Origin of the sequence: Halomonas sp. H10-9-1 (assembly GCF_040147005.1) — a bacterium.
GTDB lineage: Bacteria > Pseudomonadota > Gammaproteobacteria > Pseudomonadales > Halomonadaceae > Halomonas.
The window spans coordinates 351673-366188 of the sequence record NZ_JAMSHO010000001.1; the positions used below are offsets into that span (position 1 = coordinate 351673).

14 protein-coding genes are annotated in these 14516 nt (G+C 68.0%); 9 read left to right on the forward strand and 5 right to left on the reverse strand.

Annotated features, from left to right (window positions below):
* Nucleotides 1-60: 60 nt before the first annotated feature.
* Nucleotides 61-678 carry a YitT family protein gene (locus NFH66_RS01620; RefSeq protein WP_349607828.1) on the forward strand — a complete coding sequence of 206 codons (618 nt, stop codon included), beginning with the start codon at nt 61-63 and terminating at the stop codon, nt 676-678.
* Between the two features lie 83 nt (nt 679-761).
* On the opposite strand, the gene NFH66_RS01625 is transcribed toward NFH66_RS01620, so the two are convergent.
* Both NFH66_RS01625 and NFH66_RS01630 read right to left on the reverse strand, forming a co-directional pair.
* Nucleotides 762-3512: a heavy metal translocating P-type ATPase gene (locus tag NFH66_RS01625; RefSeq protein ID WP_349607829.1), complete on the reverse strand. Its 2751-nt coding sequence runs from the start codon at nt 3510-3512 to the stop codon at nt 762-764.
* Nucleotides 3509-3949 carry a MerR family transcriptional regulator gene (locus tag NFH66_RS01630; RefSeq protein WP_349607830.1) on the reverse strand — a complete coding sequence of 147 codons (441 nt, stop codon included), beginning with the start codon at nt 3947-3949 and terminating at the stop codon, nt 3509-3511. The genes NFH66_RS01625 and NFH66_RS01630 overlap by 4 nt, the downstream gene beginning before the upstream one ends.
* A gap of 299 nt (nt 3950-4248) precedes the next feature.
* Between NFH66_RS01630 and NFH66_RS01635 the strand changes: the two genes are divergently transcribed.
* The 4 genes from NFH66_RS01635 (at nt 4249) to NFH66_RS01650 (ending at nt 9230) form a co-directional block, all read left to right on the forward strand.
* Nucleotides 4249-5601, forward strand: a complete 1353-nt coding sequence (locus NFH66_RS01635) for an OmpP1/FadL family transporter (RefSeq protein WP_349607832.1) — start codon at nt 4249-4251, stop codon at nt 5599-5601.
* A 200-nt stretch (nt 5602-5801) separates the two neighbouring features.
* A protein-coding gene (gene prfB / locus NFH66_RS01640; protein ID WP_349607833.1) for a peptide chain release factor 2 occupies nt 5802-6900 on the forward strand; the annotation gives its coding sequence in 2 pieces (ribosomal slippage) (nt 5802-5876 and nt 5878-6900; 1098 coding nt in all).
* Between the two features lie 159 nt (nt 6901-7059).
* Nucleotides 7060-8610, forward strand: a complete 1551-nt coding sequence (lysS, locus tag NFH66_RS01645; protein WP_349607834.1) for a lysine--tRNA ligase — start codon at nt 7060-7062, stop codon at nt 8608-8610.
* Nucleotides 8611-8843: 233 nt separating this feature from the next.
* Nucleotides 8844-9230: a hypothetical protein gene (locus NFH66_RS01650; protein WP_349607835.1), complete on the forward strand. Its 387-nt coding sequence runs from the start codon at nt 8844-8846 to the stop codon at nt 9228-9230.
* Between the two features lie 42 nt (nt 9231-9272).
* On the opposite strand, the gene NFH66_RS01655 is transcribed toward NFH66_RS01650, so the two are convergent.
* Nucleotides 9273-10067, reverse strand: a complete 795-nt coding sequence (locus tag NFH66_RS01655) for a class I SAM-dependent methyltransferase (protein ID WP_349607837.1) — start codon at nt 10065-10067, stop codon at nt 9273-9275.
* A 105-nt stretch (nt 10068-10172) separates the two neighbouring features.
* Between NFH66_RS01655 and NFH66_RS01660 the strand changes: the two genes are divergently transcribed.
* The 4 genes from NFH66_RS01660 (at nt 10173) to NFH66_RS01675 (ending at nt 13300) form a co-directional block, all read left to right on the forward strand.
* On the forward strand, nt 10173-11552 hold the full coding sequence (locus tag NFH66_RS01660; protein ID WP_349607838.1) for an MFS transporter: 1380 nt from the start codon (nt 10173-10175) through the stop codon (nt 11550-11552).
* An 86-nt stretch (nt 11553-11638) separates the two neighbouring features.
* Nucleotides 11639-11947, forward strand: a complete 309-nt coding sequence (locus NFH66_RS01665; protein ID WP_349607839.1) for a BolA family protein — start codon at nt 11639-11641, stop codon at nt 11945-11947.
* The gene (locus tag NFH66_RS01670; RefSeq protein ID WP_349607841.1) at nt 11944-12765 is read left to right on the forward strand and encodes a hypothetical protein; all 822 of its coding nucleotides are present in this window, start codon (nt 11944-11946) and stop codon (nt 12763-12765) included. Before NFH66_RS01665 ends, NFH66_RS01670 begins: the two co-directional genes overlap by 4 nt.
* Entirely contained in the window at nt 12755-13300 is a 546-nt protein-coding gene (locus NFH66_RS01675; RefSeq protein ID WP_349607842.1) for a GNAT family N-acetyltransferase, read from the forward strand. Before NFH66_RS01670 ends, NFH66_RS01675 begins: the two co-directional genes overlap by 11 nt.
* Nucleotides 13301-13314: 14 nt before the next feature.
* Here NFH66_RS01675 and NFH66_RS01680 read toward each other — a convergent pair whose 3' ends face one another.
* Both NFH66_RS01680 and rsmD read right to left on the reverse strand, forming a co-directional pair.
* Nucleotides 13315-13509 (reverse strand): cell division protein ZapB, encoded by a 195-nt coding sequence (locus tag NFH66_RS01680; RefSeq protein WP_349607843.1) that lies wholly within the window; start codon nt 13507-13509, stop codon nt 13315-13317.
* 320 nt (nt 13510-13829) lie between these two features.
* On the reverse strand, nt 13830-14480 hold the full coding sequence (gene rsmD / locus NFH66_RS01685) for a 16S rRNA (guanine(966)-N(2))-methyltransferase RsmD (protein WP_349607844.1): 651 nt from the start codon (nt 14478-14480) through the stop codon (nt 13830-13832).
* Between the last annotated feature and the right edge of the window lie 36 nt (nt 14481-14516).

Below are 14516 nucleotides of genomic sequence, written 5' to 3' on the forward strand. Positions count from 1 at the left end.
CTGCCGCCGTCGCGACGAGCGATCGAGCACACCCCGGACAGACGAGACAAGGAGTCAGGCATGGACCCGCAGGAGCTGCCCAAGGACCCTCACTCCCTCTGGGAGGACGGCATGGCGATGCTGGTGGGCACGCTGTTCGTGGCGCTGGGCGTGACCCTCTACACCCAGGCCACGCTGCTTACCGGCAGCACCGCCGGTATGGCCTTCCTGCTGCAGTACGCCAGCGGCTGGCCCTTCGGCGCCTGGTTCTTCCTGATCAACGTGCCGTTCTACTGGCTGGCCATCAGGCGCATGGGCTGGTCCTTCACCCTGCGCACCTTCGCCGCCATCGGGCTGGTCTCGCTGTTCTCGGAGCTGACCGGGCGCTGGATCGACATCGCCGGCCTGGCGCCGCTCTACGGGGCGCTGATGGGTGGCTGCCTGATCGGCATCGGCATGCTGATCCTGTTCCGCCACCGCGCCAGCCTCGGCGGGGTGAACATCCTGGTGCTCTACCTGCAGGACCGCTTCGGGCTGCGCGCCGGCTATGTGCAGCTGGCCATCGACGGCGCCATCATGCTGGCCGGCCTGGCATTGCTGCCGGCCGACCGGGTGGGGCTCTCGGTGCTGGGTGCGGTGGCGCTCAACCTGATCATCGCCCTGAACCACAAGCCCGGGCGCTACATGGGGGTGAGCTGAGCGCCGCCACGCTCAGCGCTTGCCCCAGAACCACCAGGCGATCAGGCCGATCAGGGCGAGGCCGGCCAGGTTGACGATCCAGCTCATGGGCGTGCCTCCTCGGGGGTGTCGGATGACGGTTCGGCGCCGCCGGCCTCGCCAGAGGGGCGGAACAGGCGCAGGCGGTTGGCGTTGCTGACCACGGTGATCGAGGAGAGCGACATCGCCGCCCCGGCGATCATCGGCGACAGCAGGGTGCCGGTGAGCGGATAGAGCACGCCGGCGGCGATGGGGATGCCCAGCACGTTGTAGCCGAAGGCGCCCACCAGGTTCTGCTTGATGTTGGAGAGCGTCGCCCGGCTGACCTCGATGGCCGCGGCCACGCCGTGCAGCGAGCCGCGCACCAGGGTGATGCCGGCACTCTCGATGGCCACGTCGGTGCCCTGGCCGATGGCGAACCCGACGTCGGCCCGGGCCAGCGCCGGAGCGTCGTTGATGCCGTCGCCGACCATGCCGACCACCTCGCCTTCGCCCTGCAGGCGCTCGATCTCGGCGTGCTTGTCCTCGGGGAGGAGCCCCGCACGGAAGTCATCGATGCCCACCTCCCGGGCGATGGCGCCGGCGGTGTGCTCGTTGTCGCCGGTCAGCATCACCACCCGGAGGCCGTCGGCCTGCAGGCGCTTCACCGCCGCCACGGTGTCGTGGCGCAGCGGGTCGCTGATCCCGAACAGCGCGGCCAGTGTGCCCTCCACGGCCAGGTAGACCACGGTGCGCGCCTGCTTCTCCAGCTCGGCGCCGCGCTCGCGCCCTGACGAGAGGTCGACGCCGGCCTCCTCCAGCAGGCGGGCGTTGCCCAGCAGCAGCGCGCGACCGTCGCGCGTCTCGGCCTTCACCCCGCCGCCGGTCACGCTGTCGAAGTCATGGATCTCGGCGGGCGCGGCGCCGGCCTCTTCGGCGTATGCCATCAAGGCCGCCGCCAGCGGGTGCTCGGAGCCGCGCTCCAGGGCCGCCACCAGGCCGAGGCGCTCCTGCTCGTCGCCATCCAGCACCTCGGCCTCGGTGACCCGTGGCTTGCCCTCGGTGAGGGTACCGGTCTTGTCGACCACCAGGGTGGTGAGGCGGCTGGCGGTCTGCAGGGCGTCGCCGCTTCTCACCAGCACGCCGTGCTCGGCGGCCTTGCCGACCCCGATCATGGTGGAGATCGGGGTGGCCAGGCCCAGGGCACAGGGACAGGCGATGATCAGCACCGTGGTGGCGGTGACCAGCATGTGCAGCACCCGCGGCTCGGGGCCAAGGTTGTACCAGACCAGGGCGGTGAGCACGGCGATGATCATCACCGAGGGCACGAAGATGCTCGAGATTCGGTCGGCAAGCTGGCCGATGGGCGGCCGCGAGTTCTGGGCGCTGGCCACCTGCTCGGTGATGCGGCCAAGGCGGGTGTCGGCGCCGACCCGGGTGGCCCGGTAGACCAGCGAGCCCTTGCCGTTGACGGTGCCGGCGCTCACCTCGTCGCCCTCGGCCTTGGCCACCGGTAGCGGCTCGCCGGTGAGCATGGACTCGTCGATATGGCTCTGGCCCTCGGTCACCTCGCCATCCACCGGCAGGCGCTCCCCGGGGCGCACGCGGATCAGGTCTTCCGTGCGCACCGCGTCGATCTCCACCTCGCGCTCCTCGCCATCGCGGATCACCCGGGCGGTGCGGCTCTGCAGGTCGAGCAGGCGCTTGAGGGCGTCGCTGGTGCGGCCCCGGGCACGCAGTTCCAGGGCGTTGCCCAGCAGCACCAGGCCGATGATCATCGACGAGGCCTCGAAGTAGATGCCGCGGGCCATCTCGGGCAGCCAGGGGGCGAAGGCCACCACCGCCATGGAGTACGCCCAGGCGGTGCCGGTGCCCATGGCGATCAGGGTGTCCATGTTGGCCTGGTGGTGGCGGAAGTTCTTCCAGGCGTTGACGAAGAAGTGGCGACCGGGGAAGGCCATCACCGCGAGCGTCAGCGCCCCGATCACCAGCCAGAAGAGCCGGCCGGCGCCTTCCGGGTGGGGGTGGTAGACGAACATGCCCACCATCAGCGGCACGGCCAGCGCCAGTGACCAGGCGCTGCCGCGCAGCAGGCGGCGATACTCGTGCCGCTCGCGCTCGGCCCGGGCCGCCTCGGCCTGGCGCAGGTCGTGGATCGGCTCGGCGCCGTAGCCGACCCCCTCCACCGCCTCGATCAGCGCCTTCTCGTCGGCGCTGCCCTGCACCTGGGCGGTGTGGGTCCCGAAGTTGACCGTGGCCGAGACCACCCCCGGGGTGCGCTCCAGCGCCTGCTGGACGCTCTTCACGCAGCTGGCGCAGGTCATGCCGCCGATGGCGAGGCGCCGCGTGGTGGCGCGCTGGTCGGACTCCCGGGGTGCCGGCTCGGCCTTGGAGGGCGACTCGGCCGTGGTGGGGCCGGATGCCGGTTCGGGCTCCTCGCCCGGCGGATAGCCGGCCTCGGCCAGCAGGCGGTCCAGCATCTCGTCATCCAGCCGGGTGGTCACGGCAAGTCGCTTCTCGGCGGGCTCGCCGACCACCTCGGCCTGAGGGTCCTCGGCCTGGATCGCCTCGCGCATGCGCTTCACGCAGCCCTGGCAGTTCATGCCGGGCACGCGGCGCTCATGGCGCAGCGGACGATCCGCCGGTGGATAGCCGGCCTGCTGGAGGGCGCGGTCGAGGCGCGCGTCGTCGAGGGTGGAGGTGACGGTCAGGCGCTTCGCGCCCGGCTCGCCGACCACCTCGGCGTCCGGATCCTCGGCCTGGATCGCCTCGCGCATGCGCTTCACACAGCCCTGGCAGTTCATGCCGGGTACCTGGCGTTCGCGGGTGGCGTTCATGGCGTCTCCTTGTCGGAAGCGTCGGCGTGGAGCGGTTCGGGGAAGCTCTCGATCAGCCGGCACAGGCTGTGGCCGTCCGGGGTGCCGTCGGGCATCTTGGCCCAGGCGTCCAGCGCTCGCTCCATGCGCTCGGCCAGGGCCTGCAGCTCGGCGATGCGCTCGCGGATCTGCGGCAGTCGGCTGGCCAGCAGGTCGCGCACCATCGGGCAGGGGGAGTCGCCGTGATCGGCGTGGTCGAGGATGTCACGGATCTCGGCCACGCCGAAGCCAAGGGTGCGGGCGCGCTGGATAAAGCGCAGCCGCTCCAGGTCCTGTGGCGTAAACAGCTGGTAGCCGTTGTCGGGGTGGCGCTCGGGATGCAGCAGCCCCTCGCGTACATAGTGGCGCACGGTCTCGGCGGTGACGCCGGCGCTCTTCGCCAGTTCGCTGACCTTCATGGTGGTGTCTCTCGGGAGTGGCATGCCTACAGTGTAAAACCCTTGGGTTACCCAAGGGTCAAGGCGCTCATCTGTTGACGGAGTGTGTCGTCGCGCCACCGGGTCGCTATCCGCTAACCCCATGAAAGTTCATGAATTCAAACAATCGTGCGACCAAAGTATTAGGATTTTCAGCATTAAAACGCTCGTTTGGGGTTGAAACGCTCGTTCGCATACGAGAAAAGGGGAGGGCACGCGCCTGCCTCGTCGCGAGGCCATATCGGCGCCAAGGTCACAACAGCACCGCAAGGGATGGATTCATGAAGAACAAGTTCAATCGCCTGACCCTCGCCGCCGCCGTGGCGGCCGCCGCCTTTGCCGGACAGGTTCACGCCGGCGGTTACCAGCTTAATGAGCAGAGCGTCAGCGGCCAGGGCTACGGCCACGCCGGGCGCAGCTCGAACGTCAACGACGCTACCATCGTGTTCGGCAACCCGGCGGGAATGTCGTTCCTGGATCGTGCCCAGCTCTCGGCCGGTGCCACCTATCTGGTTGTCAATAACGACATCAGTGATGTTACCGCTACTCGTAACGTCGACTCCGGCCTCCTTGGAGGCGGCATGCCAAATGGTGTCCAGGTGCCGGTCGGAGAGATTCCCGGTGGTAATGAGGGCGATATGGTGGGTAACAAGGCGGTGCCCTTCGCCTTCTATGCGCACCCGGTCAATGACAGGTTGGCCTTTGGTTTCGGGGTCTACGCCCCCTTTGGCTCGAAGACCGACTATGAAGATGACTTCCAGGGGCGTTACTTCGGCAACTATACCGAAGTCACGGTCGTCAGCGCGCAGCCAACGGTCTCCTATCGCTTCAATGATCAGTGGTCGGTCGGTGCCGGCATCACCTACAACCAGGTGGAAGGTGAGCTGCGTCGCCAGATCCCTACTGGAGCGAGCTATGATCCCGCGGGCGATGTCGATGCACGCGTCGACGGTGACGACGAGGCCTGGGGGTATAACCTGGGCGTTATCTATCGGCCGGTGCCGGAGACCACCCTGGGGCTGACCTATCGCTCCGAAGTCGAATATGAGCTTGAGGGTGACTTCAAGGCCATCGACCCGATGGGCAATGTCGTCAGGTCTGACAACGCTTCTCTCGACCTGACGACCCCCGAAACCGTCAACTTCTCCGTGACTCAGCAGATGACCGACAGGCTCAAGTTGATGTTCGGCGCCTCCTGGTCGCGCTGGAGCAAGTTCCAGCAGATTCGCGTCACCGGCGATACGATAGAGGAAATCACTAATGAGACCCAAAATTACAGTAATGCCTGGGCCTTCGCAGTGGGTGGCGAGTATCAGCTGAACCCGCAGTGGGTGCTGCGGGCCGGCTTGACGCTGGACGATACGCCGAGCAATGACCAGCGCCGCAGCGTGCGTATTCCCTCCGATGATCGTCGCATCTTCTCACTGGGCGCTGGTTGGACACCGACCGACACACTGACCATTGATTTCGCGTACTCCTACCTTACCGAGCATGCTACTCGCATCGAGCAGACCCGTGCCGACCACCTGGCAAGTCCCGCGACCGGTGGTGTGCCGGTTGGGGGCGCCACCTACGCTGCCGACTACAAGAACGAGGCCCATGGCTTCGGTGCCCAGCTGACCTACCGCTTCTGAGCGGAGCCCGCCAGGCGTGACCAGGGAGCCCGGCCTCGACCGGGCTCCCCGTATCTGGGGAGGTGCCACGGCCGGTGGATGGGTGCGGCCCGCCGCGGCTTTCGCTACAATGGCGCTCTTTTCCGTGCCAACGCGGCGCCGGTCTCTCGCCTGCGCCGCGTTGGCCGTATGTCCACCGCAGATTCAGGCGAGACGCCCCCATGCTGGAAACCAACCCGATTCATAACCTCATCAAGGACCTGTCTGAGCGGACAGACGTCCTGAGGGGGTATCTTTGACTATGCCGAGAAGAAGGATCGGCTAGAGGAAGTCACCCGCGAACTCGAGGACCCCAACGTCTGGAACGATCCGGACTACGCCCAGAAGCTCGGCAAGGAGCGGGCCACCCTGGAGCTTATTGTCGAGACCATCGACGAGCTGGACCAGGGCCTGGGCGATAGTCGCGACCTGCTGGAACTGGCCGAGATGGAGGAGGATCAGGCCACGGCCGACGAGGTCCAGAAGGAGCTCGACGGCATGAAGGCGAGCCTCGAGAAGCTCGAGTTCCGGCGCATGTTCTCCGGCGAGATGGATGCCAACAACGCCTACCTGGATATCCAGTCGGGTTCTGGCGGCACCGAGGCCCAGGACTGGGCCAATATGCTGCTGCGCATGTACCTGCGCTGGGCCGAGCATCACGGCTTCAAGGCCGAGATCACCGAGCTCTCCGCCGGCGAGGTGGCAGGCATCAAGTCGGCCACCGTGCACATCCAGGGCGACCACGCCTTCGGCTGGCTGCGCACCGAGACCGGCGTGCACCGCCTGGTGCGCAAGAGCCCGTTCGATTCCGGCGGCCGCCGCCACACCTCCTTCTGCTCGGTGTTCCTGTCACCGGAGATCGACGACAGCTTCGAGGTCGAGATCAATCCCTCGGACCTGCGTGTCGACACCTACCGCTCCAGCGGCGCTGGCGGCCAGCACGTCAACACCACCGACTCGGCGGTGCGTATCACCCACGAGCCCACCGGCATCGTGGTGGCCTGTCAGAGCCAGCGTAGCCAGCATGCCAACCGCGACTTCGCCATGAAGCAGCTCAAGGCGAGGCTGTGGGAGCACGAGATGGAGAAGCGCAACGCCGCCAAGCAGGAAGCCGAGGACTCCAAGTCCGATATCGGCTGGGGCAGCCAGATCCGCTCCTATGTGCTGGATGACCAGCGCATCAAGGACCTGCGTACCGGCGTGCAGACCAGCAACTGCGACAAGGTGCTGGATGGCGACCTGGATCAGTTTATCGTCGCCAGTCTCAAACAGGGTCTATAGCCTGCTGCGCCTGTCGACGCGACACCGCCCCTCTGCTCGAGATGTCCATCGATCCGAGTCGATGCCGCTCTCGGCACAGGGGCGGCTTGTATCGGCGACGCTTGCACGGCTCTAGATGCGTCTCAGCTTTCGTATTCGAGATTTCCAACAGGTAGCGATATGGCCAACGAGAGTCCCTCAGCGGAAAGCCCGCAGAACGAAGAGAACCGCTTGATCGCCGAGCGCCGCGCCAAGCTGGCGGCACGCCGTGAACGGGCCGCCGCCCAGGGCGAGAGCGCCTTTCCCAACGACTTCCGCCGCGACAGCCATGCCGCCGAGCTGATCGAGGAGTTGGGCGACAAGGAGAAGGAGGAGCTGGAGGCGCTGAGCCGCCAGGCCGCCGTGGCCGGGCGCATCATGCGCAAGCGCGGCCCCTTCATCGTCATCCAGGATGTCTCGGGCCAGATCCAGCTCTACGTCGACAAGAAGGGCCTACCTGCCGATCTGCTCGAGGAGATCAAGAGCTGGGACATCGGCGACCTGGTGGCCGCCCGCGGTCCGGTGCACAAGTCCGGCAAGGGTGACCTCTACGTGATGATGGTGGAGGCGCGGCTGCTCACCAAGAGCCTGCGACCGCTGCCCGACAAGTTCCATGGCCTCACCGACATGGAGGCACGCTACCGCCAGCGCTACGTGGACCTGATCATGAACCCCGACTCGCGTCAGGTGTTCGAGACCCGCGCCGGAGTGATCAGCGCCATGCGCCGTTTCTTCGAGGCGCGCGGCTTCATGGAGGTCGAGACCCCCATGCTGCAGGCGATTCCCGGTGGCGCCACGGCGCGTCCCTTCATCACCCACCATAATGCGCTGGACCAGGACATGTACCTGCGCATCGCGCCTGAGCTCTACCTCAAGCGCCTGGTGGTGGGCGGCTTCGAGAAGGTCTTCGAGATCAATCGTAACTTCCGCAACGAGGGGCTCTCCACGCGCCACAACCCCGAGTTCACCATGATCGAGTTCTACCAGGCCTACGCGGATTACCACGACCTGATGGATCTCACCGAGGAGATGCTGCGTACCCTGACTCGGGAGGTGCTGGGCAGCACCACCGTGGTCAACACCGTGCGCAACCGCGATGGCGAGGTGCTGGAGCAGTTCGAGTACGACTTCGGCCAGCCGCTGCGTCGCTTGAGCGTGTTCGATTCGATCCTCGAGTACAACCCGGATATCCACGCCGAGGCACTGGCCGATGAGGCCGCGGCGCGACAGATCGCCGAGCGTCTGGATATCGACGTCAAGGATGGCTGGGGCCTGGGCAAGGTCCAGATCGAGATCTTCGAGAAGACCGTGGAGCATCGCCTCCAGCAGCCCACCTTCATCACCGAGTACCCCACCGAGGTGAGCCCGCTGGCGCGGCGCAAGGACTCCAACCCCTTCGTCACCGAGCGCTTCGAGTTCTTCGTTGGCGGTCGCGAGATCGCCAACGGCTTCTCGGAGCTCAACGACGCCGAGGATCAGGCCGAGCGCTTCCGCGAGCAGGTGGCGGAGAAGGAGGCCGGCGACGACGAGGCGATGTATTTCGACGCCGACTATGTGCGCGCGCTGGAGTATGGCCTGCCACCCACCGCCGGCGAGGGCATCGGCATCGATCGCCTGGTGATGCTGCTCACCGACAGCGCCTCGATCCGCGACGTGCTGCTGTTCCCGGCCATGCGGCCCGAGGTGGAGTGACATTGGCGTCGATGGCGGAAGCGCTCGGGGCTGATCCGGGGGCAGGCCCTTCGGGGTCAGACCCCGGCGGTGGATATCGCCGATCGAGCAGCGCACGATGATAGGTCTGGCGGCCTGGCCGGGGTCTGACCCCAGGGGGCCATGCCACCAGCCTTCGGTAAGTACGGGAAGCATTGGTAAACACTGCAGACAGCGCCCATAATGGCGGTCGTTTCGACGTCGAGGAGACCGTGATGAAACTGCTCAATCGCTCTGCCCTGAGCTTACGCCCGACCCAGCACTTCGTGGACTGGATCAACGGGCTCGAGCCCACCATGGACGGGGACGACCTGACCCTGGCCGACGTCGAACGCGAAAGCACCGTCTACCTGATCCCGGAGATGGACACCCCGGAGGCCCTGCAGGAGTTCGTGCGCGAACGCTATCTCGAGATCCTCGAGACCGAACTGCGCGCCTGGGAGGAAGACGAGCGGCAGTGGCCCGAGACTCTCGACTGGCCGCTGTTCCAGCGCTTCCTGCAGCTCGAGCACAGCTATCTGGCCATCGACCTCGACAACGAGGCGGCACTGGAGATCTCCGAGATCGACGACAGCCTGCTGCTGGAGACCGATCAGGACTGATCCTGGGCGGCCTCGCGCCCCGGCAACCCGCTCGACAAGCGTTCAGCTGCCGGGGCTCTCCCAGCCCAGCATCGCCCAGCGCATCGGCGCGCCTCCCCGGCGGCCACGCCCGGGGTCCCGCGCATACCAGGCCGCGAGTCGTGAGGCCTCCTCGCTGCTCAGCTCACCCAGTATTCGGGTGGCACGCTGCACGAAGGCTTCGGCACTTTCCGCACCGGCCAGCCGGCTGGGGGTCTCGATATAGTCCAGGGTGGCGTATATGCCGCGGGCGTGGAGCAGGTTGAGCGCATAGATATGGTCGGGCAGGCCGATGCCCGGTCGCTCTAGGAGAGCATCGATCTCGGGGTCGAGGAAGTGGCCCCCGGCCAGCTGGGTCATGTAGACGCGACGACTGGCGTGGGCGTTGAGCTTGGCCAGGGCGTCGTCGAGATCATCGACGAGGCCGGCCCTCGAGGCGACCACGATGTCGCAGCGGGGCACGTCGTCCCAGGGCTCCTCCCAGGCGCGACGGATCGCGGTCACGTTGTCGGCACCGAGCTTGCCGGCGCGGTGCATCAACTGCTCGAGCATGGCCGGGCTGTGATCGAGTCCGTAGACATGCTCCATCCGGTCGCACAGCAACAAGCCGATGGTTCCCGGGCCACAGCCGACGTCGAGTAGGGTGTGGCAGTCGGTCAGGTCAAGCCGCGACACGAAGGCGTTCGCGTAGCTGCCGCCCAGGGGCTTCGCGCCAAGGTCGGCGGCCCGGGCATCCCAGGCGCTGACCGGTTTCGGCTTACGCCCCGAGGCGTCAAGGTGTTGGCGGTAGCGGTCGGCGAAGTCGATATCGCTGAGCATGGCGGGCTCCCTTGAGGTAATCGTTCAAGCCTAGCGCTACTGCGGCCAGACGAGTGTGATGCGCATCAACTCATTCGACATGGACCCCAAGGAAGGGCACATACCGTGAGCCGACTCTTCGAGACGCGCCCCGGCGACGATGGCCTGCCGGGCCCCGAGCGGCGGCTGGCCGTGCTGGCGCTGATCCTGGGAACCCTGATGGCGGTGGTGGACACCACCATGGTCAATATCGCGCTGCCCTCCATCGCCACTGGCCTCGAGGTCGCCGACGCCCGAGTGGTGTGGGTCACCAACCTCTTCCAGGTCAGCTGTGCCGCCTTCCTGCTGGTATTCGCCGCCCTCAGCGAACTGCTCAGCCGGCGCCGCCTCTACGTGGCGGGCGTGGCGGTGTTCACCCTGGCCGCCCTGGGCTGCGCGCTATCGACAAGCCTTGAGTCGCTGCTGGTATTCCGCGCCCTGCAGGGGTTGGGCGCGGCGGCGACGCTCTCCATCGGTCCCTCGATCTACCGGCAGATCTTTCCCACGCGGCTGCTGGGCAGCGCCCTGGGGCTTTCCGCCATGGTGGTGGCCGGCGGCTATGCCGCCGGCCCGGCCATCGGTGGGCTGCTGCTTTCGGTGGTCGACTGGCCTTGGCTGTTCGCCCTCCACCTGCCGCTGGGCGCGGTGGCGGTGGTGCTGGCCTGGCGGGCGCTGCCCCGCGAATCGGCACGCCCCGGTGGCTTCGACTGGCAGGGGGCGCTGCTCTCGATCGCCATGCTCGGGGGCTTCTTCGTCGCCATGGACGGGCTCGGCCACGGCATGTCGGTCGCGGTGCTGGCGGCGTGGCTGGGCAGTAGCCTGGTGGCGGCGCTGCTGTTTCTGCGTCGCCAGCGGCGGGCTACCCATCCGCTGTTGCCGCTGGCGATCTTCGCCGAGCGGCGCTTCAGCCTGGCGCTGGCCACCCAGGGCAGTGCCTTCGTGGGCCAGGGGCTCGCCTTCGTGGCACTCTCCTTCCTGTTCCAGAAACAGATGGACTTCTCGCCTCTCGAGACCGCCTGGTTGTTCACCCCCTGGCCGCTGGCGATCATGTTGGTGGGGCCGCTGGCGGGGCGGCTGGCGGATCGGCTCAACCCCACCCTGCTGGCCTCGCTGGGCCTCGCCCTGCTGATGGTTGGCCTGGCCGCGCTGGCCCGCCTCGATACCGAGGCCGGGGTGGTCGAGGTGCTATGGCGCATGGCGTTGTGCGGGGTGGGCTTCGGGCTTTTCCAGCCACCCAACAATCGGGAGCTGATGGGCAGCGTGTCCGTGGCGCGCAGCGCCAACACCTCCGGCGCCATGAGCACCTCGCGCACCGTGGCGCAGTCGCTGGGGGTGGCCCTGGTGGGTGCCTTCCTGGCCGCCGGGGTCGCGGTGCAGGCCACGCTGTGGCTGGGCGCCCTGACGACCCTGGCCGCCTTGCTGTTCAGCCTGTCGAGGGTCTCGCTCGCCGCCGCTCGGCGCGAGTAGCGGGCGCACGCGGGGAGCCATCGCATCGTTCGCGCCGCCGATAGCGGGTACAATGGGGCTTCACTTCACCACTCCGGGAAGCCGCCATGAGCGTCCAGTCAAGCATCGAAGAGAAGCTCAAGACCCTCGAGCCCGCCTTTCTGCAGGTGGAGAACGAGAGCCATCGGCACGCCGTGCCGCCCAACTCCGAGACCCACTTCAAGGTCACCCTGGTCAGCGGCCGCTTCCACGGGCTGATGCCGGTCAAGCGCCACCAGCAGCTCTACTCCCTGCTGGCCGATGAGCTGGCCGGCCCGGTGCATGCCCTTGCCCTGCACCTCTACACGCCGCAGGAGTGGGAGGCCAGCGGCCAGGCGCGCCCCGACTCCCCCGACTGCCGGGGCGGCGGTCGGTGATCAGCGAGCCGCAGCGCCTCCAGTACCTGGAGGCGATGGGGTTGACCGGGTGGGCGGCGCGCTACGCGCTGCCCAACGCCCGGCCGACCCCGGCCTGCGAGTGGGAGGTGCTGGCGGCCCCCGTCGCCGCGCCTCCCGGCGAGCGTCTGCATGCGCTGCTCGACGAGGCCCGGGAGCAGCCTGCCGCCCCCCGCTCGGAGGCCCCTGCCCAGGAGCGGGTCGCGCGCGCCCCGCGACCGGGCAAGGCGCGCGCGGCCCTGCTGGGGGAGACGCCGCGCCCGGAAGCGCCCGATAACGCTGCCGAGGAGGCCGCCGGTCCGGTGGCACGCTCCGCCGGGGAGGCGCTGCGCTTCGCCTTCCAGATCGCTTGTCTGGAGGGTCGCTGGCTGATAGTGCTGACAGGCGAGCAGGCCCCGGGGCGGCCCCAGCTGATGTTGCTCGCCAACCTGTTGCGTGCCGCGGGGGTCGAGTCACCACTGCCGGTCTTCCAGGACTTTCGCTGGCCGCTGCAGGAGGGGCTGCCGGTACATGAGCCTCTGGAGGAGGCCCGCGAGGGCTTGAAGGCCTTCATCGCGGGAACCCGCCGGCGTGGCTGGGCGCCGCAACGGCTATTGGTGTTCGGTCAGGAGGACGCCCTGGGCCGGGTGCTGTCGCTTGCGGATGGGCATTGCCCGGTGCTGGACCTTCCCGCCTGGCAGGGGCCGGCCCTGGCCGAGCTGGCCGGCAGTGCTGAGGCCAAGCGCGCGATGCTGCCGCAGCTGCTTGAGCTGGGCAAGGCATGGCGAGACGCCGTGGCGAAGGCGCCGGATGAGTGTTAGTTCGCAGGGCGGGAAAGCGGTACGCCTGTCCGTGGCCGATCTGTCTGCCGTGGTGGCGCTGGAGGCGGCCCACAACTGGCCCATGAGCGGCTCCGAGGCGCAGTTGAGGATCGCGCTTGCCGATCCCGCCACGGCGCTCTTCGGGGTTGCGGTCGGCTCGACCCTGGAGGCCTATGCCTCGGTGGTCCGGCTGCCCTTCGAGGCGGAGCTCCAGGCGATCCTGGTGGATGCGTCCCGCCGGGGTAAGGGGCTTGGTCGGCGGCTGCTCGGCGTGGTGGTCGACCAGGCCCGCGAGTGGGGCAGCGAACGCCTGCTGCTGGAGGTGCGGGCGGGCAATGCCTCGGCGATTGCCCTCTATCGCGCGGTAGGCTTTCGCGAGGACGGCATTCGCCGCGGTTACTATCCGCCACTGCCCTGTCCGCCACTGCCCTGTCCGCCACGGCCCAGTGAGGCTTTGCATGCCCCGGAAATGCCGCCGCGGCGGACCGGGGCGGTCAGGGAAGATGCGCTGCTGATGTCGCTGGCGCTGGGGTGAGTCGCCGCGGCGTCTTAGCCCTGGCCGTCGCCATCCAGCTCGTCAAGCTTGCCCAGCACGGCGGTCAGGCGGCGCTCCCACTCCTCGCGCTCCTGCTTCAGGCGGCTGTTTTCCTCGCGCAGCTCTTCGGCTTCCATCTTCAGCAGCTCCAGAGCCTCCACGGCGCTGGTGACCTTCTGTTCGAGCCGGTTGAAGAGTTCGATGCTCATCCTGTTCTCCTGAGGTGTCTTCCGGGTGGTCCTTGTGGCCGAGCCGGGGCCCGTGGCGGGCGATCCAGGCCAGCAGCGTAACGCCGAGCCCCTGGCTCAGCAAGCGTCGTCTTGCCGCGACGCTCAAGGCTGTTCTGGCGACAGGCCCTCGAGGGGGCGCTACGCGTATTTCCCTGTAGGCTACCTCGGCCCTGCAGCGCTCTTGCGTCCCGCTCCGCTTGCAGGTCCGGTACTGGCCATCCTTGGCCAGCCCGTTCGGAGCGTTGCTCCTCACCCCTGGTCCTCGGACCCCCTCTCTGGCCTATCCCCAGCGCCTTTCGCTAGCTTGGCTGTGGAGTTGCCACTCGCTGGTAGAGCCGCCCATGGCTGTCGCCGGCGCGGATCTCGCGATGCAGCTGCCAGCCGGCCGGGACCCGTGGGTCGAGCCCGCTCTCGGTCTCCAGATAGATGAAGGCACCGGCCGCGAGCCAGCCCGCCTCCAGGGCGGCGCAGCAGGGCTCGGCCAGCCCCTGGCGGAAGGGCGGGTCGAGGAAGACCAGGGTGGCGGGGAGGGGGGCATTGCCCAGGAAGGTGATGACATCGGCATCGAACACCCGTCCGCGCGCGGTTGCCTCCAGGGTGGCGAGGTTCTCGGTGAGCTGGGCGGCGACCCGGGCGTCGCGCTCCACGAAGGTGGCCTCTCGGGCGCCGCGCGAGAGGGCTTCCAGGCCGAGGGAGCCGCTGCCGGCGAAGAGGTCCAGCACCCGGGCGCCGGGCAGGGCGGCGGTGAGCCAGTTGAACAGCGTCTCGCGGACCCGGTCGGGCGTGGGGCGCAGGCCGGGACTGTCGAGTACCGGCAGCAGTCGGCGGCGGTAGTCGCCGCCGATGATGCGCAGTCGGCCGGCACGCCGGCGACCGGTCTCCTTGGCACCGCGCTGGCTGGCGGTGGCGGGCTTGCCTGAGCGGCGTGAGTGTGGGGGGCGTCGAGTCATGGCGAGGATTGTAGCGGGCGGCTTGTCCACAGTCAT